This window comes from Protaetiibacter mangrovi, assembly GCF_024752305.1.
GTDB classification, from domain to species: Bacteria; Actinomycetota; Actinomycetes; order Actinomycetales; family Microbacteriaceae; genus Homoserinibacter; species Homoserinibacter mangrovi.
Window position 1 is genome coordinate 66467 of record NZ_JANTHX010000003.1, and the last position, 23523, is coordinate 89989.

Sequence of the window (23523 nt, forward strand, 5' to 3'; positions counted from 1 at the left end):
GCCTATCGGCTCCGGTCCTCCCGGACCGGACGGACGGGCGTCCGCACCCAGATCCCGTCGGGCCGGGGCTCGCGCGGCGACCGCCGGGTGATCCTCGGGGCATGGCGAGCGACGACCCGCACCCCGGCATCCGCATCGTGCGGCCGCTCGCGCGTGATGCGCACCGCGAGAGCATGCTCGTGCAGGTCGAGGGGGAGTCGGGCGGGCCGGCCGTCCTGGTGCGTCCGCTCGACGCCCTGGGGTCGAAGCGCTGCCTGCGTGAGATCGCCGGCCTCCACCGGGCGCACGGCTCGGGTCTGGTCGCTCTGGTGGACGTGCTCGACGACGGGTTCGGTCCGGCGCTCCTGCGCTCCCATGTCGCCGGACCGACGTTGGCGGCAGCCCTCGCCGAGCGGGAACGCTGGGCGGCGGGGGAGGCCGTCTCGGCACTGCACCCGGTCGTCGGGGCGGTGTCGCGCATGCACGCGAGCGGGGTCGCCCACGGGACGCTCGATGCCCGCTGCATCGTGCTCGGTCAGGAGGGCGCGGTGGTGGCGAGCGTCGCCGCCGCCGTGTTGTTCGCGCCCGGCTCCTCGGCAGCCGTGCTCGATCGCTCGGAGCACGTGGCGCGCGATCGCGCCGCGCTCCGAGGTCTCGCCCGCGAGGTGCTCGGTCGGGTCGCGGGCGCGCGGGCGGAGGCCGCCGCCGAGCTGATCGCCGTCGTCGACGGGATCGCCGACCGCGACCTCCTGGCCACGCTCGCGGAGGGGTTGGCGGAACTCGCAGCACCGGTGCCGTATCGCCCGCCGTCCGTGTCGGCCGTGGCCGCGTCGGCGTCGGCGCGCATCGTGCCGATCCGGCTCTCGACCGCGGAGGGCGCTGCGTCCGGCGATCCTGCGCACGACGACGCCGCACCGGTCGATGCGGGGCAGGCGCCGTCCGTCGCGCGCCTCCAGAGGGTGCTGTCGCGGCTGGCGCACACGGTCGCGGGGCTGCCGCCGCTTCGCCGTCGGCTCGCGGTCGGAGCCGCCGCGGCCGTCGCGGCGGCCTCCCTGATGCTCGTGCTGACCCCGACCGGGCACCGCGCGCCCATCGCCGGAGGGTCGACGCCGGCCCCCATCGCGCCGGTCACGGACGCATCCGCCCGTGAGGAGGGGGACGAGCGCGTCGGGGCACGCGCCGCGGCGCTGCAGGGCGACGATCCGCTCGCCGCGTTGGCGGTGCTGCTGGACCGCCGCGACGAGTGCTTCGCGACGCTGTCCGTGCTGTGCCTCGACGAGGTGGATCAGACCGGTTCGGCGGCTCTCGCCGCCGACCGGCAGGCTGTCGCGGCGCTCCGGGCAGGGGAGGAGGCGTCGTCGCACTCCGTCGACGCGGCAGGCGCCCGAGTCGTCGAGCGGCTCGGCGACGGAGCGCTCGTCGAACTCGGCCCCGAGACCGCTCCGGCCTCGCTCCTCATGATGAGGAGCGAGGCCGGATGGAGGATCCGCGACTGGATCGCGCGGGGCTAGATTCCGAGCGAACCCTGGAAGTCGCCGCCCTCGAGGCGTGCCTTCACGGCGCCCAGGAAGCGGGCGGCGTCGGCACCGTCGATGATGCGGTGGTCGTACGACAGCGCCAGGTACACGGTCGACCGGATGGCGATCGCATCGCTGCCGCCCTCGCTGATCACGACGGGCCGCTTCACGACGACGCCCGTGCCGAGGATCGCGACCTGCGGCAGGAACACCACGGGGGTGTCGAACAGCGCACCGCGCGAACCGGTGTTGGTGAGCGTGAAGGTGCCGCCGGCGAGCTCGTCGGGCTTCAGGCGGTTGTCGCGCGTGCGCTCGGCGAGGTCGGCGATCTCCTTGGCGAGGCCGGCGATGTCGAGGTCGCCCGCGTTGCGGATCACCGGCGTGAGCAGTCCGCGCTCGGTGTCGACCGCGATCGAGAGGTTCTCGGTCTCGGGATAGACGATGTTGTCGCCGTCGACGGTCGCGTTGATGATCGGGAAGCTGCGGAGAGCCTCGGCGGCCGCGAGCGCGAAGAACGGCATGAACGACAGCTTCGTGCCGGTCTTCGCCAGGAAGTCGGCCTTCACCGCGTCGCGCAGTGCGGCGACCTTCGTCACGTCGACCTCGACGACCGTGGTGAGCTGGGCCGTGGAGTTCATCGAGACGACCGCGCGCTCGGCCACGACCTTGCGCAGGCGCGTCATCGGAACGGTCGTGCCGCGCAGCGGGGAGGCCTCGGCGGTCGCCGCGGGGGCGGGTGCCGCCTCGGCGGCCGGCGCGGCGGTGGGAGTCGCCTCGGCCGAGACCGCGTCGAGCACATCCTGCTTGCGGATGCGACCGCCGACGCCGGTGCCGGTGACCTCGTCGAGCACGACGCCCTTCTCGTTCGCGAGCTTGCGGACGATGGGGGTCACGTAGCCGGCGTGGGCGCCGCTCGGCACCTCGGCGGGTGCTGCCGCCGCCGGGGCCGGGGCCTCCGGCGCGGGGGCCGCAGCCGGTGCCTCGGTGGCGGGAGTCGGCGCGGGTTCCGGGGATGCGGCGGCGGCCTGCTCGGCGGCCGCGGCGGTCTCCGTCTCGGGTGCCGGGGCGGCCTCCGCGGGAGCCGGAGCAGCGCTCTGCTCGGCGGGGGCGGGAGCCTCGACCGGAGCGGGAGCCTCGACCGGAGCGGGCGCCTCGGCGGGCGCCGGTGCCTCGACGGGCGCGGCGGCCGGTGCCTCAGCGGGTGCCGCAGGGGCCTCCTCCGCGGGTGCGGCGGGAGCGGCGTCACCACCGCCCGAGCCGTCGCCGATGCGCACGAGCGGTGCACCGACCTCGACGGTCTCGTCCTCGGCGACCAGGATCTCCTCGATCACCCCCGCGACCGGGGACGGGATCTCGGTGTCGACCTTGTCGGTCGAGACCTCGAGCAGAGGCTCGTCGACCTCCACGCGGTCGCCGACCTTCTTCAGCCAGCGGGTCACCGTACCTTCCGTGACGCTCTCGCCGAGCGCCGGGAGGCTGACGGATTCGCTCATCGGTGATGCTCCTTATTCAGCCGTGTCGTTCTAGCTTATGCCGCCGCGCTCAGACGTGGAGGGGCTTGCCCGCGAGCGCCAGGAAGGTCTCGCCGAGGGCCTCGTTCTGAGTGGGGTGGGCGTGGATGTAGGGGGCGATGTCGTCGGGGTACGCCTCCCAGTCGACGACGAGCTGCGCCTCGCCGATCAGCTCGCCGACGCGCGCGCCGATCATGTGCACGCCGACGACCGGGCCGTCGTTGACCCGGATCGCCTTGATGATGCCCGAGGTGCCGATGATGTGGCTCTTGCCGTTGCCGGCGAGGTTGTACTCGAACGCGGTGATGTTCTCGGCCCCGTACTTCTCCGCGGCCTTGGCCTCGGTCAGACCGACCGACGCGACCTCGGGGTCGGAGTAGGTGACCTTCGGGATGTTGACGTCGTCGACGGTGATCGGGTCGAGACCCGCGAGCACCTCGGCGACGAAGATGCCCTGCTGGAATCCGCGGTGGGCGAGCTGGAGGCCGGGCACGATGTCGCCGACGGCGTACACGCCCGGCACCGTGGTCTGCAGCTTGTCGTCGACGACGACGAAGCCGCGGTCGAGCTGCACGCCGGCCTCCTCGTAGCCGAGGTTGGCCGTGAGCGGGCCGCGACCGACGGCCACGAGCAGGATGTCGGCCTCGACGGTCTCGCCGTTCTCGAGGGTCACGACGACCCCGGACTCGTTCTGGGTCACGCCCGAGAAGCGCACGCCGAGCTTGAAGTCGATGCCGCGGCGGCGGAAGGCGCGCTCGAAGTGCTTCGAGATGGCCTCGTCCTCGTTGGGCACCAGGTGGGGGAGCGCCTCGATGATGGTGACGTCGGCGCCCCAGCTCTTCCAGACGCTCGAGAACTCGACGCCGATGACGCCACCGCCGAGCACGGCGACCTTCTTCGGCACGAAGTCGAGGGCGAGAGCCTGCTCGGAGGTGATGACGCGTCCGCCGATCTCGAGACCGGGGAGGGTGCGCGAGTAGGAGCCGGTCGCGAGGATGACGTTCGTGCCGGTGATCGTCTGGTCGCCGACCTGGACGGTGGTCGGCGAGGTGAGACGCCCGGTGCCCTCGATCGTCGTGATGCCGCGCCCCTTGAGGTGCGCCTGCAGGCCCTTGTACTTGCCCGCGACGATCCCCTCGCGGTACGCGGTCACCGCGGCGATGTCGATGCCGCCGAACTGGGTGGTGACGCCGTACTTCGCGGATTCGCGCGAGACGTCGGCCACCTCGGCGGAGTGCAGGAGGGCCTTGGTCGGGATGCAGCCGACGTGCAGGCAGGTGCCGCCGACCTTGTCCTTCTCGATGAGGGCCACGGACTTGCCGAGCTGGGCGTATCGCAGGGCCGCGGCGTAGCCGCCGCTTCCCGCTCCCAGGACGACGAGGTCGAAGTTCTGCTCGGACACCGGAGAAACTCCCTTGCGCTTCACGTGTCTTGCCCTCGCGTCATCGGTGGTGTCGCGAGGAGGGGAAGGGCAAGGCGTTCCTTGCCGTGACGACCCTACTACGCCTCTGCGAGGTCCGCCGTCAGGGTCAGCAGGGTGCGCACGGCGACCGCGCTCGGTCCCTTGCCGACCGGACCGTAGGGGCTTCCGGAGTTGTACGCGGGGCCCGCGATGTCGAGATGCGCCCATCCGATCCGGGCTCCGGGACCCTCTCCACCGGCCTCGCCGACGAAGGTCCGGAGGAAGTGCCCGGCCAGCATCATGCCGCCGGCGGTGTGCCCCGGCTTGGCGTTGGCGATGTCGGCGACATCGGAGTCGAGCACCGCGCGGAGCTCGCCGGGGAGCGGCATCGCCCACATCGCCTCGTCGGTGGTCTTCGCGGCCGCGACGACCCGGGCGACGGCGTCGTCGTCCCCCATCACGCCGGTGGTGCGGTCGCCGAGGGCGACGCGGGCGGCACCCGTGAGGGTCGCGACGTCCACCAGCAGGTCGGGACGCTCGACGGCGGCGGCCGCCAGACCGTCCGCCAGCACGAGGCGGCCCTCGGCATCGGTGTTCGTGACCTCGACGGTCGTGCCGTTCCACATCCGCAGCACGTCACCCGGGCGAACCGCCGTGCCCGAGGGCATGTTCTCGGCGAGGCACAGCCACGCGGACACCCGCACCGGGAGCCCGCGGCGCGCGGCGTCGAGCACGACCGCGAGCGCGGTCGCGGCGCCGGTCATGTCGTACTTCATGGTCGGCATGGACGCCGGCGGCTTCAGCGAGAGCCCGCCGGAGTCGAAGGTGATGCCCTTCCCGACGACGGCGAGGTGCGCGGAGGCACCCGCGGGCACGTAGCGCACGACGACGAGGCGGGGTCCGCGGCTCGATCCGCTGCCGACGCCCAGGATGCCGCCATAGCCCTGCTCCGCGAGCTGCTCCGGCTCGAGCACCTCGAGCTCGACCGGCAAACCCGCGGCGAGGGATCGGGCCCGCTCGACGAAGGTCTCCGGGTACAGATCCGACGCGGGCTCGTTGACCAGGTCGCGCACGAGATGGGTGGCCAGCGCCGTCGCGCGGGCGTCCGCGATCACCGCGTCGGCCTCGACGACCCCGGGCGCGACGGCGACGATCCGGCTCGGCGGCAGCTTCCCCGCGGGGTCGATCGTCGTGCGGTAGGCCAGATAAGCGTAGGCGCCCGTCGCCGCACCCTCGAGCACGGCGACGACGTCGTCGTCTCCCGCGGTCGGCAGCGCCAGCGCGATCGACCCGAGCCCGCTCGTCAGCCGCCCGACCGTCCCGGCGGCCGAGCGGAGAGCTGCGCGCCCGGCATCGGCTCCGAGACCCACGAACGCGACCGGCGTCGCGGTGCCGGGGAGCAGGGGCCCGCGCCGGAACTCGTCGGACGCGCCGGTGACCCCGAGCGGGGCGAGCAGCTGCTGGAGGTCGTCCGGGGCGCCCGGCACCGCGATCCGCGGTCCGTCGGGTCCGCGCGTGACGCCGATGACGAGGAGGGACGCCTCCACCTCGGTCAGAGGTGCGGTCGTGACGGAGAGCTCGGGGACTGCCATGCGGCCAGGGTAACGGCCCGCGGCTCGGGCGTTCGCTGTGAGCGTGCCCGTGACGCGCGCCCGTCCGGCGCCGCCCGATGGCCGACTCGTAGACTCGGGCCCATGGACGCGAACCCGCTGTACGAGGTGATCGGCGACGTCTCCGACGTGCCGGCCGGACTCCACCTCGTGGCCGGGTTGACGGGCTTCACCGACTCGGGCTCCGCGGTCTCGCAGATCACCGAGGTGCTGCGCGACATGCCCGTGGTGCGCGACCTCGTCGTCTTCGACAACGATCTGCTGCTCGACTACCGCGCCCGGCGCCCCGTCATGTACTTCGACGAGGACCACCTCTCCTCCTACGAGCCGTCGCGGTTGGTGCTCTCGCTCGTCGAGGACGAGCTGCACCGTCCGTTCCTGCTGCTGAGCGGATACGAGCCGGACTTCCGGTGGGAGGCCTTCACCGCGGCCGTGCTCGAGCTCGTCGAGAGCTTCGCGGTCGCCGACACGACGTGGATCCACGCCATCCCCATGCCGACGCCGCACACCCGTCCGATCGGGGTGACGGTGAGCGGCAACCGCAGCGAGCTGATCGAGGCGTACTCGGTCTGGCGCCCGCGCACCCAGGTTCCGGGCAACGCCCTGCACCTGCTGGAGTACCGACTGCAGGAGTCCGGGCATCCGACCGCGGGCTTCGTGATGCTGATCCCGCACTACCTCGCCGACACCGAGTACCCGCTCGCGGCGGTCGCGGCCCTCGAGAGCATCAGCGCCTCGACCGGGCTGATCTTCCCGAGCGACGAGCTGCGGGAGCAGGGGCGCGAGTTCATCCAGAAGGTCGAGGAGCAGGTCGCCGGCAACCCGGAGCTCGAGCGGCTCGTGCAGACCCTCGAACAGCGCCACGACAGCTATATGGAGGAGAACCCGCTTCCCTCGCCGCTCGTCGACGTCGACGGCGAGCTGCCGAGCGCCGACACGATCGCGGCCGAGCTGGAGCGCTTCCTCGCCTCGCGTCGTGACGAGCCCCGGGCCTGACCGCCCGTAGCCTGGGCGCGTGAACTCGCTCCGCGCCTGGCTCGTCTTCGGGGGCGCGGCGTTCGCCTACCTGGTGGGCGTTCTGCAGCGCACCTCGTTCGGCGTCGCGGGCGTGGATGCGACCGACCGCTTCGCCGTCAACGCCGCCGTGATCTCGACCGTCGCGGTGGTGCAGATCGTGGTGTACGCGATGCTGCAGATCCCCGTGGGCGTGCTGGCCGACCGCATCGGGGCTCCCGTGCTGATAGTCGCGGGTGCCGTGGTGATGGCCGTCGGGCAGGGCCTGCTCGCCGTCTCCGGGGGCATCGGGGTCGCGGTCGTCGCACGTGTGCTCGTGGGCATCGGCGACGCGGCCACCTTCGTCAGCGTCATCCGGCTGCTGCCGAGCTGGTTCTCGGGGCGGATCCTCCCGCAGCTGTCGCAGTGGGTCGGCATGACCGGGCAGCTCGGGCAGATCGTGTCGGCGTTCCCGTTCGCTCTGCTGCTGCACCTGCAGGGGTGGACGCCCGCGTTCCTGGCGGCCGCGGCGGCCTCGGCCCTCGCAGCGGTCGTCGCCCTCGCGGTGGTGCGCCGCGGGACGCCCGCGGTGACGACCTCGGAGCTGCGCGTCGTCGATCCCGCCGAGCGCGGGCTGCGCGCCAGCGTGACACGCCCGGGGACCCAGCTCGGGTTCTGGGCGCACCTCCTCGCCGGGACGGTGCCGACCATGCTCGGCATCCTGTGGGGATACCCGTTCCTCACGGCGGGCCTCGGCTACGACCCGGCCACGGCATCCGGCGTGTTCACGCTCATGGTCGTGGGCACGCTCGTGTCGGGGCCGATCGTCGGTCTGCTGATCGCGCGCCACCCGCTGCGACGCAGCGACCTCGTGCTGGCGATCACCTGGGGGATGTTCGCGATCTGGGCGGTCGTGCTGCTCTGGCAGCCCGCCCCGCCGCTGTGGCTGGTGTCCATCTTCTTCCTGAGCGTCGGCGTGTGCGGCCCCGCCTCGCTCATCGGCCTCGACGTGGCCCGGAGCTCGAACCCCCGCCACGCCCACGGTTCGGCGACGGGGATCGCCAACTCGGGCGGATTCGTGGGGGGTTTCGTCACGATGCTGCTCGTCGGGGTCGTGCTCGACCTGAGCGACGGGTGGCGGGTCGCCGCCGGGTCGTCGTCGTCGGCGCTGTACAGCCTCGAGGGTTTCCGGGTCGCCTTCCTCGTGCCGTACCTGGTCGCGGTGGTCGGAACGGTCGGTCTGCTGTGGAAGCGCCGGCATACGCGGCGTCGGCTCTACGAGGAGGAGGGAATACTCGTGGCCCCCTTGTGGGTTGCATTGTTCCGTGCACGCGGCAGGAAGCGCCCTCCGCGTGTGCGAGAATGAGAAACCGAGACCCGGTCGAATCCCCGTCTCGTGCAGCTGACGCAGGAGTGATCCGGCGGCGGAGGCGCGGGGGACTTGACACGGGTCTACGTACTGCCCAGACGCACCTCCCACCCGCGAAAGGGGTCAGCATGGCCACCCCCCGTACCACGTCGAAGACGGAGCCGGTCAAGGACGACCGCGCATCCGAGAAGACCGCAGCCGCTGCTCGGAAGACCACAGCCGCGAAGGCGCCGGCGAAGACCGCGTCCGCCGCGAAGGCTCCGGCCGCATCCGCATCCAAGCCCGCCGCGAAGACGGCGGCCAAGGCTCCGGCCAAGGCGAAGGCGTCGCCCGCGAAGGCCAAGAAGGCCGGCGACGACGTCGCCGACGAGGACGTCGACGACGAGGAGCTCGAGCTCGAGACCGACGACGGCGACGGCGACGACGCGCCCGAGACCGGCGGCGACGACGGCGACGACGCCGGAGACGAGACGCCCGACGCGAAGGAGGGCGACTCGGACGACGACGAGTCGGACTCGGACTCGGACGACGACGACACCTCGACCGGACGCGACGAGCCGCTTCCGACGGGTGCGCTGCGCCTGTCGATGTCGGACGACGAGGACGAGGTCCCGGTCTACTCCGCCGCGATCACCGGCGCGACCGCCGACCCGGTCAAGGACTACCTGAAGCAGATCGGCAAGGTCGCGCTCCTCAACGCCGAGCAGGAGGTCGAGCTCGCGATGCGCATCGAGGCGGGCCTCTTCGCCGAGGAGAAGCTGTCGCAGATGAGCGACCAGGAGAAGCGCAGCCAGCTCGGCCGCGAGCTCTCCTGGGTGGCCCGTGACGGCCAGCGGGCGAAGAACCACCTGCTGGGCGCGAACCTGCGACTCGTCGTCTCGCTCGCGAAGCGCTACACCGGCCGCGGCATGCAGTTCCTGGACCTCATCCAGGAGGGCAACCTCGGTCTCATCCGCGCGGTCGAGAAGTTCGACTACACCAAGGGCTTCAAGTTCTCGACCTACGCCACGTGGTGGATCCGCCAGGCGATCACCCGCGCGATGGCCGACCAGGCGCGCACCATCCGCATCCCGGTGCACATGGTCGAGGTCATCAACAAGCTGGCCCGCGTGCAGCGCCAGATGCTGCAGGACCTGGGCCGCGAACCCACCCCCGAGGAGCTGAGCCGCGAGCTCGACATGACCCCCGAGAAGGTCATCGAGGTGCAGAAGTACGGCCGCGAGCCGATCTCGCTGCACACGCCGCTCGGCGAGGACGGCGACAGCGAGTTCGGCGACCTGATCGAGGACACCGAGGCGGTCGTCCCGGCCGACGCCGTGGGCTTCACGATGCTGCAGAAGCAGCTCGAGTCGCTGCTCGACTCCCTCTCCGAGCGCGAGGCCGGGGTCATCCGGATGCGCTTCGGGCTGGGCGACGGGATGCCGAAGACCCTCGACCAGATCGGCGACACCTTCGGCGTGACGCGCGAGCGCATCCGCCAGATCGAGTCGAAGACGATGGCGAAGCTGCGTCACCCGTCCCGCTCGCAGTCGCTGCGCGACTACCTGGAGTAGGCCGAGAGTGGACGTCCCCTACGACGAGAACCGCACGAGGCCGCGCGAGGTCGAGGTGGACGGCGTGCGCTACGAGCGCCTGCCGATCAAGACCCACGTGGTGCTGCCGGGGGAGAGCCTCGACGCCGTGATCGAGCGCTACGCCCTCGGCGAGCTGCGCGACGGCGACTGGCTGTTCATGACCGAGAAGATGGTCGCCGGCTCCCAGGGCCGCGCCTATCCGGTGGCGGAGGTGCACCCGCGGCCACTCGCCGTCTGGCTCTCGAAGCGCGTCGTGCGCACGCCGTGGGGCATCGGGCTCGGCATCCCGGAGACCATGGAGATGGCCATCCGCGAGGTCGGCACGCTGCGGATCCTGTTCGCCGCGGGCGTGTCCGTGGTGTCCAAGAAGGTCTTCCGGCGCTCGGGCGACTTCTACCGGATCGCCGGCCCGAAGGCGCGCGGCATCGACGGTCCGGGCTACCCGACCATCCCGCCGTACGACGAGATGGTGGTGCTCACCGCGGCGAAGCCGAAGCAGACCTCGGAGCACGTGCGCGACGTGATATCGGCGGCCGGCGTCCGCGCCGACGTGCTGCTGGTCGACATCAACGACATCGGCGGGAACGTGCTCGGCTCCACGCTGACCCGCGAGCAGGAGAAGCTCGTGGCGCGCATCCTCCAGGACAACCCGATCGGGCAGGGGCACGAGTCCACGCCGCTCGGCGTCATCCGGCGCGCGACCCGCTGACCCGGTAGCCGCGCGGCGGCACATCGCGATCCCGTCGCGTCACTCCGCGAACACGCGGGGGATGCGCGCCGACATGCGCGCGAGGATCTCGTCGCCGATCGTGCCCGCCCAGCGCGCCCAGTCCTCGACGGTCGGCTCGCCGGCGTCGCCGGGGCCGTAGACGATCGCCGTGTCGCCGAGGGCGAACTCGGCCGAGGTCTCGACCGCGAGGGCGTCGACGCCCACCTCGACCACGCGCGCGCGCCGTCCGCCGAGCAACACCTCGGCCCCGGACCCCGACGGCCCGAGCACGGCGGGGGGCAGGCCGTCCGCCGATCCCACGTCGAGGAGTGCGCGTCCGTCGTCGACGGCGACCACCTCGGCCGTGAGGGTCGCGGTGCCGCGCAAGCCCAGCCCGGGACCGTCGACGTCGTCGAACGGCGAGACGCCGTACGCGGCGATCCCGAAGCGGACCAGGTCGAGACGGGCCTCCGGCTCACGGATGCCCGCCGAGCTCGCGGCGAGATGCAGCAGGGGCCGGTCGGCGCCGTCCAGCGGAACCCCGAGCCCGGCCGCGACGGCGACCGCGGCACGGAACTCCGCGAGGGCGACCGCATCCGCCTCGGCGCCGGCATCCGCGAGATGCGACCAGAGCCCCGCGATCCGCACGCGACCACGCGCCTGCTCCTCGAGCGCCGCGGAGACGAGAGCGGGCCACTCCTCGGCGGAGGCGCCGTTGCGATGCAAGCCGGTGTCGATCTTCAGGTGGACGGCGGCGACTCCGGGGCCGGCCGCCGCGGCGATCCGCTCGAGCTCCGGCCGGGAGGAGACCCCGAGGTCGATCTCGTGTTCGATCGCCGCCCGGAAGTCGGTCTCGACGCCGTGCAGCCAGGCGAACAGCGGAGCCCGGATGCCGGCCTCCCGAAGGGACAGCGCCGCGGGTACCTCCAGCACCGCGAGCGAGTCCGCTCCCGCCGCGAGGCCCGCCCGCGCGACCGGGAGCATCCCGTGCCCGTAGGCGTCCGCCTTCACGGCCAGCATGGTGCGCGCGGGGGCGGCGATCGCCGCCAGCCGTGCCACGTTCGCGCGCACGGCGGGCAGGTGGATGGTGAGCGCGGCGGTCATCGCACCACCCGTTCGATCCGGGCGCCGAGGCCGGCGGTGAGGGCGAGCGCGGGTCGCTCGGTCCAGGCCGCCCACTCGCCGGCAGAGGGCTCGCCGCGTGCGGGATCTCCGAGCAGCACCACCTCGCCGCCGGGGGCCGGGGCGTCGTCTCCGAGGTCGACGACGAACTGGTCCATGGCGATGCGTCCGATCAGCGGGCGGCGCACGCCGTCGATCGCCACGGCGGCGCGATTGGAGGCGAGGCGCGGCACCCCGTCGGCATAGCCGAGCCCGACGAGCCCGAGAACCGTGGGGCGCTCGGTGCGATGGGTGTAGCCGTAGGAGACCCCGGAGCCGGCGGGCACGTGCTTCACGGCGACGAGCTCGCCGAGCAGGGTGAGCACCGGGCGGCCTCCGGAGATCCCGTACACGGCCCGGGCTGCGGTGTCGCCGTCACCCGTGCGCCCGACGGCGACGTCGGCCATCCCGCCGGCGCGCGCCACGGCGGCGTCCCGCTCGTCGCTCACGCGTGCGCGCGAGACGCCCATGCGCGCCGCGAGCGGGGCCACCAGGGCGACGCCGTGGCCGTAGGCGTCGGCACGCAGGTCGATGACATCGGAGCCCAGCTCGCGCAGGTTGTCGGCGAGTGCCTCGAGATCGATGAGGGCGCGCCGACGCAGCCCGGGAAGCGGCACCGCAGAGGTCAGCCGGCGACCGACTCCGCGAGCCGGTCCGACTCGTCGTGCCATTCGAGGGCGGTCTCGATGAGCTTCGGCTTGTACTCGGCGCCGTGGTGGGCGCAGAACAGCAGTTCGCCGGAGGCGAGGGTCACCCGGACGTAGGCCTGGGCGCCGCACATGTCGCAGCGATCGAGCGCAGTCAGGGCGGGACGCTCCAGCTCGACGGTGTCGTCGGTCGTGATCTGTGACATGTCCTGCTCCTCCCTCGGGTCGCGGTGTGGTGCGTTGATCCATGTAAGCACGACGAAGCTGGATGTTCCGGATGGCGAGGGGGTATTTCGCCCGTGGCGTATCCCCAGTGCTGGGCACGGGGTGGCTCCCGGGGCCCGGCGCGGCGCGCGGTTAGGCTCGTGCGGTGACCGACTACTCCGCGCGCCATCTCTCCGTCCTCGAGGGGCTGGAGGCGGTGCGCAAGCGGCCCGGCATGTACATCGGCTCGACCGACTCGCGCGGCCTCATGCACTGCCTGTGGGAGATCATCGACAACTCGGTCGACGAGGCCCTCGGGGGCCACGGCACCGACATCGAGGTGATCCTGCACGCCGACGAGTCGGTCGAGGTGCGCGACCGCGCGCGCGGCATCCCGGTCGACATCGAGCCGAAGACGGGCCTGTCCGGTGTCGAGGTCGTGTTCACGAAGCTGCACGCGGGCGGCAAGTTCGGCGGCGGTTCCTATGCGGCATCCGGCGGCCTGCACGGTGTCGGCGCCTCGGTCGTCAACGCCCTCTCCGAGCGTCTCGACGTCGAGGTCGACCGCGACGGCAAGACCTGGGCGATGTCGTTCCACCGCGGCGAGCCCGGCGTCTTCGCCGACACCGGCGCGCCGACGCCGGATGCGCCCTTCACGCCGTTCGTCTCGGGGAGCGAGCTGCGGGTCGTCGGCAAGGTGGCGAAGGGCGTGACCGGCACCCGCATCCGGTACTGGGCCGACCGGCAGATCTTCACGAAGGGCGCCGGGTTCCAGACCGAGGAGCTCATGGGGCGCGCCCGCCAGACCGCGTTCCTGGTCCCGGGTCTCGGCCTCGAGATCCGCGACGAGCGAGGGGAGGAGCCCGCCACCTCGACGTTCCGTTTCGCGGGGGGCATCAGCGAGTTCGTCGAGCACCTCGCACCCGACGCGGGCGTGACCGACATCTGGCGCATCCAGGGCACGGGCGCCTACACCGAGACCGTGCCGGTGCTGCAGGAGAACGGGCACATGGTGCCGACCGAGCTGCAGCGCGAGTGCGAGGTCGACCTGGCGCTGCGCTGGGGCACCGGATACGACACCGTGTTCCGCAGCTTCGTCAACATCATCGCGACGCCCAAGGGCGGCACCCACCAGGCGGGTTTCGAGCAGGGGCTCCTGAAGTTCCTGCGCGCCGAGGTCGAGAAGAACGCACGCCGTCTGAAGGCCGGAAGCGACAAGCTCGAGAAGGACGACGTTCTCGCCGGGCTCACCGCGGTGCTGACGGTGCGTCTACCCGAGCCGCAGTTCGAGGGTCAGACCAAGGAGGTGCTCGGCACCCCGGCGATCCGGGCGATCGTGTCGAACGCGGTCGTGAAGGGCATGCAGGAGCGCTACGCGAGCACCAAGCGGGACGACAAGGCCCAGTCGGCCCTCGTGCTCGACAAGGTCGTCGCCGAGATGAAGTCCCGTATCTCGGCACGCGCCCACAAGGAGACCCAGCGGCGCAAGAACGCGCTCGAGAGCTCGTCGTTGCCCGCGAAGCTCGTCGACTGCCGCTCGAACGACGTGGCCGACACCGAGCTGTTCATCGTCGAGGGCGATTCCGCGCTCGGCACCGCGAAGCTGGCGCGCGACTCCGAGCACCAGGCACTGCTGCCGATCCGCGGCAAGATCCTCAACGTGCAGAAGGCGTCGATCGCCGACATGCTCGGCAACGCCGAGTGCGCGTCGATCATCCAGGTGATCGGCGCCGGATCCGGCCGGAGTTTCGATCTCGAGGCCGCCCGCTACGGCAAGGTGATCATCATGAGCGACGCCGACGTCGACGGCGCCCACATCCGCACGCTGCTGCTCACCCTGTTCTTCCGCTACATGCGGCCGATGATCGAGGACGGCCGGGTGTTCGCGGCGGTGCCGCCGCTGCACCGCGTCGTCGCGATGAACCCCGGGTCCAACCCCAACGACATCATCTACACGTACTCGGAGCCCGAGCTGCAGTCGGTGCTCGCGACCCTGAAGAAGCAGGGACGTCGCTACCAGGACCCGATCCAGCGCTACAAGGGCCTGGGGGAGATGGATGCCGATCAGCTCGCGGAGACCACCATGAGCCGGGCGCACCGCACCCTGCGCCGGGTGCGCATCGAGGACGCCGACGCGGCGAACCGGGTGTTCGAGCTGCTCATGGGCAACGACGTCGCCCCGCGCAAGGACTTCATCATCGCCGGCCAGGGACTGGATCGCTCGCGCGTCGACGTCTGACCCGCCTCTTGTCCGGCCGGTCGCGAACCGCGATCCTGGCTCCGGGGGAGAGAGCGAGGCGGCCATGTCCGCGACCACCGACGAGATCGCTGGGCGCATCTTCGATGCGGCCCTCGGCACCGCGGACCTGCTGAGCGTCTACCTGGGCGATCGGCTGGGCTACTACCGGGCACTGGTCGAGATCGGCCCCGCCGGTCCTGGCGAGCTGGCGGCCGCGACGGGCACCGCAGAGCGCTACGCGCGCGAGTGGCTCGAGCAGCAGGCGACGACCGGGCTCCTCGAACACGAGGGGCGGGGCGCAGACGCCCGCTACACGATCGGGACCGGCGCGGCCGAGGTGCTCACCGATACGTCGTCCCTCGACTATCTGGCGCCTCTCGCGCGGATGCTCGCTGCCGCCGCGGTGCAGCTGCCCGCCCTGCTGGAGGCCTACCGAACGGGCGGGGGCGTCTCGTGGGATCAACTGGGTCCCGACGCGCGGGAGTCGCAGGCCGATATGAACCGGCCATGGTTCGAGCGGCGGCTGGCACCGTCCCTGGCCTCGGTGCCCGAGCTGCACGACCTCCTCGGGCGCGCGGGCGCTCGGATCGCGGACGTCGGGTGCGGCGCCGGCTGGTCCACCCTCGCGCTCGCCCGCGCCTACCCGGGCGCGACCGTGGTCGGCATCGACGTCGACGAACCCTCCGTCGAGGCGGCGCGCGCGAGCGCCGTCCGGTTCGGCCTCGACGATCGGGTCGAGTTCCGCCACGCCGACGGTGGTGGTGTCGACGACGAGTTCGACGTCGCCTTCGTCTTCGAGGCGCTGCACGACATGCCCCGCCCGGTCGAGGTGCTCTCGGCGCTCCGGCGCGCGGTGCGCGATGACGGTGCCGTGGTGATCGTGGACGAGGCGGTCGCCGACGAGCTCACGCCCGGAGACGGCGTCGAGCGGATCATGTACGGATTCAGCCTGCTGGTGTGCCTGCCCGACGGGATGTCGAGCCCGCACTCTGTCGGCACCGGTACCGTCATGCGCCGGGCGGTCCTCGAGCGCTACGCGAGAGAGGCGGGCTTCACAGCGGTCGAGCAGCTCCCCATCGAGGGGTTCGGGCTGCTTCGTTTCTCCCGGTTGCGTCCTTAGCGCCTCAGAGCGTGCGCCCGACCGAGGCGACGACCGCGTCGAGCGGGGTGCCGGATGCATCGCGCTTCGCGCCGACCTCCGGGAGCGTCCGAGCGGCACCGTCGGCCGACACCGCGAGCGCGGGGGCGGGCCCGACCCAGGCCAGGGCGAGCGAGACCTCCCCCTTCAGGAACGCGTGCGATCGAACCCCTCCTGTGGCGCGCCCCTTGCCGGGGAACTCCGAGAAGTGCGAGACCTTGCCCCGGCCCGCGTCCGCGCCAGCCAGCGTCTCGGCGGGGGTGGAGAGCGTGACGACCACGGCATCCGCGGGGTCGATCGCCCCGAAGAAGATCGCCGACGCCTTCGCCGACAGGTTGATCCCCGCCATGCCTCCGGCGGCGACACCCTGCGGGCGCACCTGGGATGCGGGGAAGTGGAGCAGCTGCGCGTCGGAGGTGACGAAGACCAGCTCGTCCCCGTCCGCGCCCTGGGACACGCCGACCACCTCGTCGCCCGTCTTCAGCGCGATCACCTCGAAGTCGGGTCGGTTCGGGTAGCCGCCCGCCGCCACCCGCTTGACGACGCCCTGCCGGGTACCGAGGGCGATCGGCTGGTCGCTGGTCAGCGACACGAGACCGAGCACCCGCTCCTTCTTGTCGGTGATGCCGAGGTAGTCGCCGATCCGCGCACCGGCGGCCAGCTGCACCGAGTTCGCCGGCACCGACGGCAGGTCGACGGGTGTGAATCGGATGAGCCGCCCCCGCGAGGTGACGGCGCCCAGCTCGCCGCGCGTGGTGCCGTGGACGGTCGAGAGGATCGCGTCGTGCTTGCTGCGCCGCGCGGCGGCGGCGGGGGCGTCGACTCCCTCCGGGAGATCGATCCGCACCGCGCGGCCCGTCGTGGAGAGCACGACGAGCGTCGGCGCGTCGGCGATCTCGAGCGAGACGCCCGCCGACTTCCGGGCGGCCGACGCCGACACCTGGGCGCCGGCCTCCGTCAGCAGCGTGCGGCGCGGGGTGCCGAACCGGTCGGCCACCTCGTCGAGCTCGACGCCGACCTGCGTGCGGATGCGCGCCGGATCCGAGAGCAGCGCCTTGAGTTCGGCGATCTCGGCGCGCAGCTTGTCGCGCTCGGTCTCGAGTTCGATCCTGCTGAAGCGGGTGAGCCGCCGAAGCTGCAGCTCGAGGATGTACTCGGCCTGCAGCTGCGACAGGTCGAAGACCTCCATCAGGCGGGTGCGGGCCTGCGCGGTGTCGTCGCTGCCGCGGATGAGCTGGATGACCTCGTCGATGTCGAGGATCGCGACGAGCAGTCCCTCGACGAGGTGCAGGCGCTCCTGACGACGCGCGAGGCGGTAGCGCGACCGCCGGGTGACGACCTGGATGCGGTGATCGAGGTAGACGCGCAGCAGCTCGCGCAGTCCGAGCGTCTGCGGGCGGCCCTCGACGAGCGCCACGTTGTTGATCGAGAAGCCGTCCTCGAGCGGGGTGAGCCGGTACAGCTGCTCGAGCACCGCTTCGGGGGAGAAGCCGGTCTTGATGCCGATGACGAGGCGCAGGCCGTTCTTGCGGTCGGTGAGATCGGTGACGTCGGCGATGCCGGTGATCTTCTTGGCGTTCACCCCGTCCTTGATCTTCTCGATCACCTTCTCGGGGCCCACGAGGTACGGCAGCTCGGTGACGACGAGACCCGTGCGCCGGGCCGAGAGCTGCTCGACGGTCACCTTCGCGCGTGTCTTGAACGACCCGCGACCGGAGGCGTAGGCGTCGCGGATGCCGTCGAGGCCGACGATCGTGCCGCCGGTGGGCAGATCGGGCCCCGGCACGAACGCCATGAGGTCCTCGAGCGTGGCCGCCGGGTTCTCGAGGAGGTGTCGGGCGGCGCCGACCACCTCGATGAGGTTGTGCGGCGCCATGTTGGTCGCCATGCCCACCGCGATACCGCTGGCGCCGTTCACGAGCAGATTCGGGTAGGCGGCGGGCAGCACCTCGGGCTGGGTGAGCTGGTTGTCGTAGTTCGGCACGAAGTCCACGACGTCCTCGTCGAGCGACTCGACGAGCGCGAGGGCGGCGGCCTGCATGCGCGCCTCGGTGTACCGCGGGGCCGCGGGACCGTCGTCGAGGGAGCCGAAGTTGCCGTGCCCGTCCACGAGCGGGACGCGCATCGTGAAGTCCTGGGCGAGGCGCACCAGGGCGTCGTAGATCGCCGTGTCGCCGTGCGGGTGCAGGCGTCCCATCACGTCGCCCACGACGCGGGCGGACTTCACGTGGCCGCGATCCGGGCGCAGGCCCATCTCGTTCATCTGGAACAGGATCCGGCGCTGCACCGGCTTCAGACCGTCGCGCGCGTCCGGGAGGGCGCGCGAGTAGATGACCGAGTAGGCGTACTCGAGGAACGAACCCTGCATCTCGGTCGAGACGTCGACGTCCTCGATCCGCTCGCCGGCGGCGGATGAGGCAGGGGTGACGGGGGTGGCTTCGGGCGGAGTCATAAGATCGGGCCCATGCTACCGGCGGCGAAAACGCACAGGCTGAGCCTCGCGGACGTCATGCCGAATTGCCTCTCGGCCGTCCAGGGCGCGACGGGGCGCATGGGCCTCGCGCCCGCCGAGAAGGCCGTCGTCGTGGTGGTCGACGGGCTCGGCCACCAGCCGCTCGGCGCCCACGCCGGTCACGCCCGCACCCTCGCGCGGCGACTGCCGGTCGACCCCGCCATCGGCGCGGGCTTCCCGACCACCACGGTCGCCGCGCTGGCCACGCTGACGACCGGCGCATCCGCCGGCCGGCACGGTCTCGTGGGCTACCGCGTCTACGACCCCGCGCACGACCGGGTCGTCAACCAGCTGAGCGGGTGGGAGGGGCTCGACCCCGCCGCGTGGCAGCGGATGCCCACCCTCTTCGAGCGGGCGACGGCGGTCGGCGTGCGGGCCGTGGCGATCGCGCATCCGCGCTACCGCGATTCGGAGTTCACCCGGGCGGTGCTGCGCGGGGCGGAGTTCGCGGGCGCGACGGGCGCGGCCGCCCGGCAGCAGGCTCTCGGGCGGGTGCTCGCGACCCCGGGACCCGCGCTCGTCTACTACTACGTGCCCGACCTCGACGTCGCGGGCCACGCGCAGGGCGTCGCCTCGGACGAGTGGGTGACCGCGCTCGAGGATCTCGACGCCGAGCTCGCGGCGGTGCTCGGCCTGCTCGGTCCGCGGGACGGGCTCGTCGTGACGGCGGACCACGGCATGGTCGACGTGCCGGAGCACGCGCAACGCATCGTGGCGGACGCCCTGCTCGACGGGGTGCGCCACGTCGCGGGGGAGCCGCGCTGCCTGCAGCTGCAGCTGGACGCCGACGTGGACCCCGACGCCCTCGCCGACCGCTGGCGTGCGGCCGAGGGGGGACGCGCCTGGATCGCCACCCGGGCGGAGGCCGTCGCCGCGGGCTGGTTCGGCGATGTCGACGCCGAGGTGCTGCCGCGCATCGGCGAGGTGCTCGTGGCCGCCCGCGGCGCACACGCCTTTTACGCGTCGGCCGACGATCACGGGCGGGGGATGGTCGGTCAGCACGGATCGCTCAGCGCCGCCGAGACCGCCGTGCCGTTGCTGCGCTTCGGCGCCTGGAGCTGAGCTACAGGTCGTCGTCGCTGCGGGCGCCGAAGACGATCTCGTCCCAGCTGGGCATCGACGCACGTCCGCGGCGCTTGCCGAGCGGACCGGTGGCTCCCGAGGAACCGGACGCCTTGGCCGTCGGCTGCGACGCGAAGTTCGCCGGGACCGGTTCGTCGGGCACGCCTTCGAGCGGAACGTCGACGAGCTTCACCACTCCCGTCGAGGGGTGAGCGGCCAGTCCCTGCTCACCCTCGTCGAGGTCGAGCGGCTCCCGCTCCCCGCGCCGGCGGCGGAGCGCCTCCAGCAGATCGGCCGTGTGGTGGGTGCCGCTCGGCTCCTCCTCCGGGCTCGTGCGGGTGCCGAACTCGAGCTGCGTGAACTCGACGGCGGTGACGACCGTGCCGTCGGCCTCCGTCTCGACGGCGAAGGCGCCGGAGTCGAACCGCGCGTCGTCCCGCTCGTCGAGCGGCACCGCGCGGAGCCGCGGGATGAGGCTCGGCGGCAGCTCACCCTGCTGCGAGAGCTGCACCGCCTCCTGGTTGAGGGGCTGAAGCGACTGCTTCTTCGGCTCGAAGGCCCACCGCGCGTCGCGCTCGATCTCGGCAGCCGAGAAGGTGAGCTTGACGACCCAGCCGCCGCCCTGCTCCTTCCAGCTCGCCCAGCGCTCACCGGACGCTCCCGCGTCGACGAGGCGTTCCCGGATGACCGAGCCGAAGGTCGCCCCCGAGGCGAGGGGGTCGGTCTCGACCGCCATGTGCACGGGCACGTTGAGTGCGGACTCGACGACGTACTCGCGCTCGGCGAGCACCGGACCCTCGAAGCGCTTGATGTACTCGAGCGAGGCGCCCGTCACCCGGGCCACGTCCTCGGCCGTCATGCCGGCCCGGATCTGGGCCTGGATCTCGCGGGGAGCGAGTCGTCGCAGGGGACCGGGGTCGGGCATCGAGGCGCGCAGCCGCGACTGCACGGTCTCGTCGACCTCGACGCGGTACTCGTCCCCGTCGTCGGAGGCGACCAGGAGCGAGCCGTTCTCGACTCCGATGACCTTGAGCTCTTGCATGCGGAACGACCTCCAGCCGTCATGATCCGAGGTCAGGATGCCACGGAGAGACCCCGGAACCGGGGAATACCGCGGGCGCGCCGCGAGTTGCACACGCCGCGGTTCTCACGCTTTCTGAGAGCCGGCTGGGAGAGTTTGCGCTCCGGCATCCGATGATGCAGACTGACGCCGCTTCACCCGCACGCAGCGACCTGGATGGATGGGAATGGCTACCGATTACGACGCCCCGCGGAAGACCGACGACGACACCGAGTCGATCCAGGCCCTCCAGGAGCGCGTGCCCGACAAGCTGTCGGGCGTGGTCGACGTCGACGACGCCGACAACCCCGGATTCGAGCTCGCCGGCCAGGACCTGTCCGACCTCGACCTCGATGTGGTGGTGCTGCCCCCGCAGGAGGACGAGTTCACCTGCGTGAGCTGCTTCCTCGTCAAGCACCAGTCGCAGTTCGACCACAAGACCGACCTCGGCCCGATCTGCATCGAGTGCGCCGCCTGAGCGCAGCGAGCTGATCGGGGAGCGCCACGCCGCTTCTCGCGGTCAGCGCTTCGCGCCCTCCCGGATCGCGGTCGCCAGCGCCTCGGCGCGCCGGCTCGAGAGAAGCCAGTACGGCGTCGGGTCCTCGGGGTCGTCGAGCTCCACGCGCACCACGTCGGCCACCCATCCGCGGATGAGCAGCCACGCGTCGGCGTGCAATCCGACGCCCCGCTCCCGCACGGCATCGGGACCGCGCGCCACGTGCACCTCGCCCACCGCGGAGAGCGGCAACCGCGCCCGCCCGGCCCGCAGCTCGCCGTCGACGACCTCGATGGTCGGGGTGGTGAGCGCGAGCGCGACGACGATCGCCCCGTAGAGGGCGATCGCGACCGCCACGCCCGCGACGGACGAGATCGGCAGGAACACCAGAAGCGACGCGGGGATCACCAGCGCCGTCGCGAGAAAGATCCAGGGGGCCGGCCACAGCCGTTCGCGGTACGTCATCCAGGCAATTCGACCATGGACTAGCCTCGTGGGGTGACCGAGACCGTCGAGGTGCTGCTCCGGGGCGACACCGTCCCCGCCTACGCGCATCCCGGCGACGCCGGCGCCGATCTCGTGTCCACCGACGACGTCGTGCTCGCCGCCGGCGAGCGCGCCACCGTGGGCACCGGGGTCGGCATCGCCCTGCCCGACGGGTACGTCGCGTTCGTCGTGCCGCGCAGCGGGCTCGCCGCCCGGCACGGCATCACCATCGTGAACAGCCCGGGAACCGTCGACGCGGGCTACCGCGGCGAGATCCGGGTGACCCTGCTCAACACGGATGCGCGCGAGAGCTACGCGATCTCCGCAGGCGACCGCATCGCGCAGCTCGTCGTGATGCCGGTGAGCCGGGCGCGCTTCATCCCGGTGGAGCGCCTGCCCGGCTCCGATCGCGGCGAGGGCGGCTTCGGCTCCACCGGCTATTCGACTCCAGGAGGAACACCATGAGCGACGCTCCCGTCGATGACGGCGCCGTCGACCAGCCGAAGTCGGCACCCGAGGACCGGGCCACCGCGGGCCCGCTCGACGTCGCCGAGGCAAACCAGGTGCGGCCCTACGTCGACCTCGGGGGAGTGAAGATCCTTCCGCGGCCCGAGCTCGCCCTGCGGCTCGAGATCGAGGAGGGCAGCAAGCGCGTGGTCGCGGTCGCCCTCGACTACGCCGAGTCGACTCTGCAGGTGCAGCCGTTCGCCGCTCCGCGCACGAGCGGGCTGTGGCACGAGATCCGCGAGCAGATCGTCGAGCAGATCTCCCGCCAGGGCGGCCGCACCCAGACGGTCGACGGTCCCTTCGGGCCGGAGCTGCGCGCCGAGATCCCGGCGCCGTCGGGCAACGCACCCGGCGTCCGGATCGCGCGCTTCGTCGGTGTCGACGGCCCGCGCTGGTTCCTGCGCGGCGTGATCAGCGGCAAGGCCGCCGTGGAGCCCGAGGCCGCGGCCCAGGTGGAGGACCTGTTCCGCAGCATCGTCGTGGTGCGCGGGAACACCCCGATGCCGCCGCGCGACCTGATCCCGCTCACCGTGCCGGCAAGCGTGCAGGGCGGCGACTCCCCGGCATCCGCCTGATGGCCGCGGCGGACGACGCGTCGCGGGGAGGCGAGGAGCACCCGACCCCGCCGGAGCCCGGGTTCTCGGAGGCGATGGCCGCGGCCGTGCGGCGGTCGGGTCTCGGTCATGTGACGCCGGGTCAGGCGCCGACGGCGGGTGCGCTGCTGGCGGCCGTCGGCGGCGTCCGGGGTCTCGTGGAGTCGATCCTGCCCCCTCTGCTGTTCCTCGTGGTGTTCACGATCACCCAGCAGCTCGCCCCCGCGGTGCTCGCGCCTCTGGGTCTCGCCGTCGTCTTCATCGTCGTGCGCCTCGTGATGCGCCAGGCGGTCATGACCGCCGTGGTCGGAGCACTCGGCGTCGGGATCTCCGCGGGGCTGGCCCTGCTGAGCGGCCGCGCGGAGGACAACTTCCTCCCCGGGCTCATCATCAACGTCGTGCTGCTGCTGGCGATGCTGCTGAGCATCGCGGTGCGGCGTCCGCTGATCGGCGTGCTGGTGGGGCTCTTGACGGGCGACACCGGCTGGCGGGGCGACCCGGCGAAGGCGCGGGTGGCCCTCATCGCGACCGTCCTGTGGGCGGTGCTGCCGGCGCTCCGGCTGGCGGTCGAGGTGCCGCTGTACCTGGCGGGCGACGCCGCGGGTCTCGCCGCGACGAAGCTCCTGCTCGGCATCCCGCCGTACGCCATCCTGCTCTGGGTGAGCTGGTTGCTCATCCGCTCTGCATGGACCGGCGCGGCGGACGACGAGGGCTCCGCAGAGGCGTAAGATATCTTGATGTCAAGATAAATCGA

21 protein-coding genes are annotated in these 23523 nt (G+C 72.2%); 12 read left to right on the forward strand and 9 right to left on the reverse strand.

Annotated features, from left to right (window positions below):
• Positions 1-101 precede the first annotated feature (101 nt).
• Positions 102-1490, forward strand: a complete 1389-nt coding sequence (locus NUH29_RS00980; RefSeq protein ID WP_258796997.1) for a protein kinase family protein — start codon at positions 102-104, stop codon at positions 1488-1490.
• Here NUH29_RS00980 and sucB read toward each other — a convergent pair.
• The 3 genes from sucB to NUH29_RS00995 form a co-directional block, all read right to left on the reverse strand.
• Entirely contained in the window at positions 1487-2989 is a 1503-nt protein-coding gene (sucB, locus tag NUH29_RS00985; RefSeq protein WP_258796998.1) for a 2-oxoglutarate dehydrogenase, E2 component, dihydrolipoamide succinyltransferase, read from the reverse strand. The two genes, NUH29_RS00980 and sucB, sit on opposite strands and share 4 nt — an antisense overlap.
• Positions 2990-3038: 49 nt before the next feature.
• Positions 3039-4409 (reverse strand): dihydrolipoyl dehydrogenase, encoded by a 1371-nt coding sequence (lpdA, locus tag NUH29_RS00990; protein WP_258796999.1) that lies wholly within the window; start codon positions 4407-4409, stop codon positions 3039-3041.
• Between the two features lie 98 nt (positions 4410-4507).
• On the reverse strand, positions 4508-6001 hold the full coding sequence (locus NUH29_RS00995; protein WP_258797000.1) for a leucyl aminopeptidase: 1494 nt from the start codon (positions 5999-6001) through the stop codon (positions 4508-4510).
• A gap of 102 nt (positions 6002-6103) precedes the next feature.
• Between NUH29_RS00995 and NUH29_RS01000 the strand changes: the two genes are divergently transcribed.
• The 4 genes from NUH29_RS01000 to NUH29_RS01015 are packed head-to-tail and all read left to right on the forward strand — an operon-like array spanning position 6104 to position 10664.
• Positions 6104-7015, forward strand: a complete 912-nt coding sequence (locus tag NUH29_RS01000; protein ID WP_258797001.1) for a proteasome assembly chaperone family protein — start codon at positions 6104-6106, stop codon at positions 7013-7015.
• 19 nt (positions 7016-7034) lie between these two features.
• A complete protein-coding gene (locus NUH29_RS01005; protein ID WP_258797002.1) occupies positions 7035-8378 on the forward strand; it encodes an MFS transporter in 1344 nt (447 codons plus the stop codon).
• The gene (locus NUH29_RS01010; RefSeq protein WP_258797003.1) at positions 8375-9934 is read left to right on the forward strand and encodes an RNA polymerase sigma factor; all 1560 of its coding nucleotides are present in this window, start codon (positions 8375-8377) and stop codon (positions 9932-9934) included. The genes NUH29_RS01005 and NUH29_RS01010 overlap by 4 nt, the downstream gene beginning before the upstream one ends.
• A 7-nt stretch (positions 9935-9941) precedes the next feature.
• Positions 9942-10664, forward strand: coding sequence for a coenzyme F420-0:L-glutamate ligase (locus tag NUH29_RS01015; protein ID WP_258797004.1), 723 nt, complete (start codon positions 9942-9944; stop codon positions 10662-10664).
• A 39-nt stretch (positions 10665-10703) separates the two neighbouring features.
• Here NUH29_RS01015 and NUH29_RS01020 read toward each other — a convergent pair whose 3' ends face one another.
• From NUH29_RS01020 to NUH29_RS01030, 3 genes are read right to left on the reverse strand one after another with little or no spacing between them, the layout of a single operon-like run.
• A complete protein-coding gene (locus NUH29_RS01020; RefSeq protein WP_258797005.1) occupies positions 10704-11768 on the reverse strand; it encodes an alanine racemase in 1065 nt (354 codons plus the stop codon).
• A complete protein-coding gene (locus tag NUH29_RS01025) occupies positions 11765-12442 on the reverse strand; it encodes an alanine racemase C-terminal domain-containing protein (protein WP_258797006.1) in 678 nt (225 codons plus the stop codon). Before NUH29_RS01025 ends, NUH29_RS01020 begins: the two co-directional genes overlap by 4 nt.
• A gap of 8 nt (positions 12443-12450) precedes the next feature.
• A complete protein-coding gene (locus tag NUH29_RS01030) occupies positions 12451-12678 on the reverse strand; it encodes a DUF7455 domain-containing protein (RefSeq protein ID WP_258797007.1) in 228 nt (75 codons plus the stop codon).
• Between the two features lie 164 nt (positions 12679-12842).
• Between NUH29_RS01030 and NUH29_RS01035 the strand changes: the two genes are divergently transcribed.
• A complete protein-coding gene (locus tag NUH29_RS01035; protein WP_258797008.1) occupies positions 12843-14915 on the forward strand; it encodes a DNA gyrase/topoisomerase IV subunit B in 2073 nt (690 codons plus the stop codon).
• A gap of 64 nt (positions 14916-14979) precedes the next feature.
• The gene (locus NUH29_RS01040) at positions 14980-16035 is read left to right on the forward strand and encodes a class I SAM-dependent methyltransferase (RefSeq protein WP_258797009.1); all 1056 of its coding nucleotides are present in this window, start codon (positions 14980-14982) and stop codon (positions 16033-16035) included.
• A 4-nt stretch (positions 16036-16039) separates the two neighbouring features.
• On the opposite strand, the gene NUH29_RS01045 is transcribed toward NUH29_RS01040, so the two are convergent.
• Positions 16040-18505: a DNA gyrase/topoisomerase IV subunit A gene (locus NUH29_RS01045; RefSeq protein WP_258797010.1), complete on the reverse strand. Its 2466-nt coding sequence runs from the start codon at positions 18503-18505 to the stop codon at positions 16040-16042.
• Positions 18506-18562: 57 nt separating this feature from the next.
• On the opposite strand from NUH29_RS01045, the gene NUH29_RS01050 reads away from it, so the two are divergent.
• Positions 18563-19627: an alkaline phosphatase family protein gene (locus tag NUH29_RS01050; RefSeq protein WP_258797011.1), complete on the forward strand. Its 1065-nt coding sequence runs from the start codon at positions 18563-18565 to the stop codon at positions 19625-19627.
• Between the two features lies 1 nt (position 19628).
• On the opposite strand, the gene sepH is transcribed toward NUH29_RS01050, so the two are convergent.
• On the reverse strand, positions 19629-20669 hold the full coding sequence (gene sepH / locus NUH29_RS01055) for a septation protein SepH (protein WP_258797012.1): 1041 nt from the start codon (positions 20667-20669) through the stop codon (positions 19629-19631).
• A 205-nt stretch (positions 20670-20874) separates the two neighbouring features.
• Here sepH and NUH29_RS01060 point away from each other — a divergent pair, with 205 nt between their 5' ends.
• The gene (locus NUH29_RS01060) at positions 20875-21165 is read left to right on the forward strand and encodes a DUF4193 domain-containing protein (RefSeq protein ID WP_258797013.1); all 291 of its coding nucleotides are present in this window, start codon (positions 20875-20877) and stop codon (positions 21163-21165) included.
• A gap of 42 nt (positions 21166-21207) precedes the next feature.
• Here NUH29_RS01060 and NUH29_RS01065 read toward each other — a convergent pair whose 3' ends face one another.
• Positions 21208-21648: a DUF3093 domain-containing protein gene (locus NUH29_RS01065; RefSeq protein WP_258797014.1), complete on the reverse strand. Its 441-nt coding sequence runs from the start codon at positions 21646-21648 to the stop codon at positions 21208-21210.
• Positions 21649-21681: 33 nt separating this feature from the next.
• Between NUH29_RS01065 and dut the strand changes: the two genes are divergently transcribed.
• The 3 genes from dut to NUH29_RS01080 are packed head-to-tail and all read left to right on the forward strand — an operon-like array spanning position 21682 to position 23497.
• Positions 21682-22134, forward strand: coding sequence for a dUTP diphosphatase (gene dut, locus NUH29_RS01070; RefSeq protein ID WP_258797015.1), 453 nt, complete (start codon positions 21682-21684; stop codon positions 22132-22134).
• Complete coding sequence (locus NUH29_RS01075) at positions 22131-22751, forward strand: DUF3710 domain-containing protein (RefSeq protein ID WP_258797016.1); 621 nt, start codon at positions 22131-22133, stop codon at positions 22749-22751. The genes dut and NUH29_RS01075 overlap by 4 nt, the downstream gene beginning before the upstream one ends.
• The gene (locus NUH29_RS01080) at positions 22751-23497 is read left to right on the forward strand and encodes a DUF3159 domain-containing protein (protein ID WP_258797017.1); all 747 of its coding nucleotides are present in this window, start codon (positions 22751-22753) and stop codon (positions 23495-23497) included. The genes NUH29_RS01075 and NUH29_RS01080 overlap by 1 nt, the downstream gene beginning before the upstream one ends.
• The last annotated feature ends 26 nt before the right edge of the window (positions 23498-23523 follow it).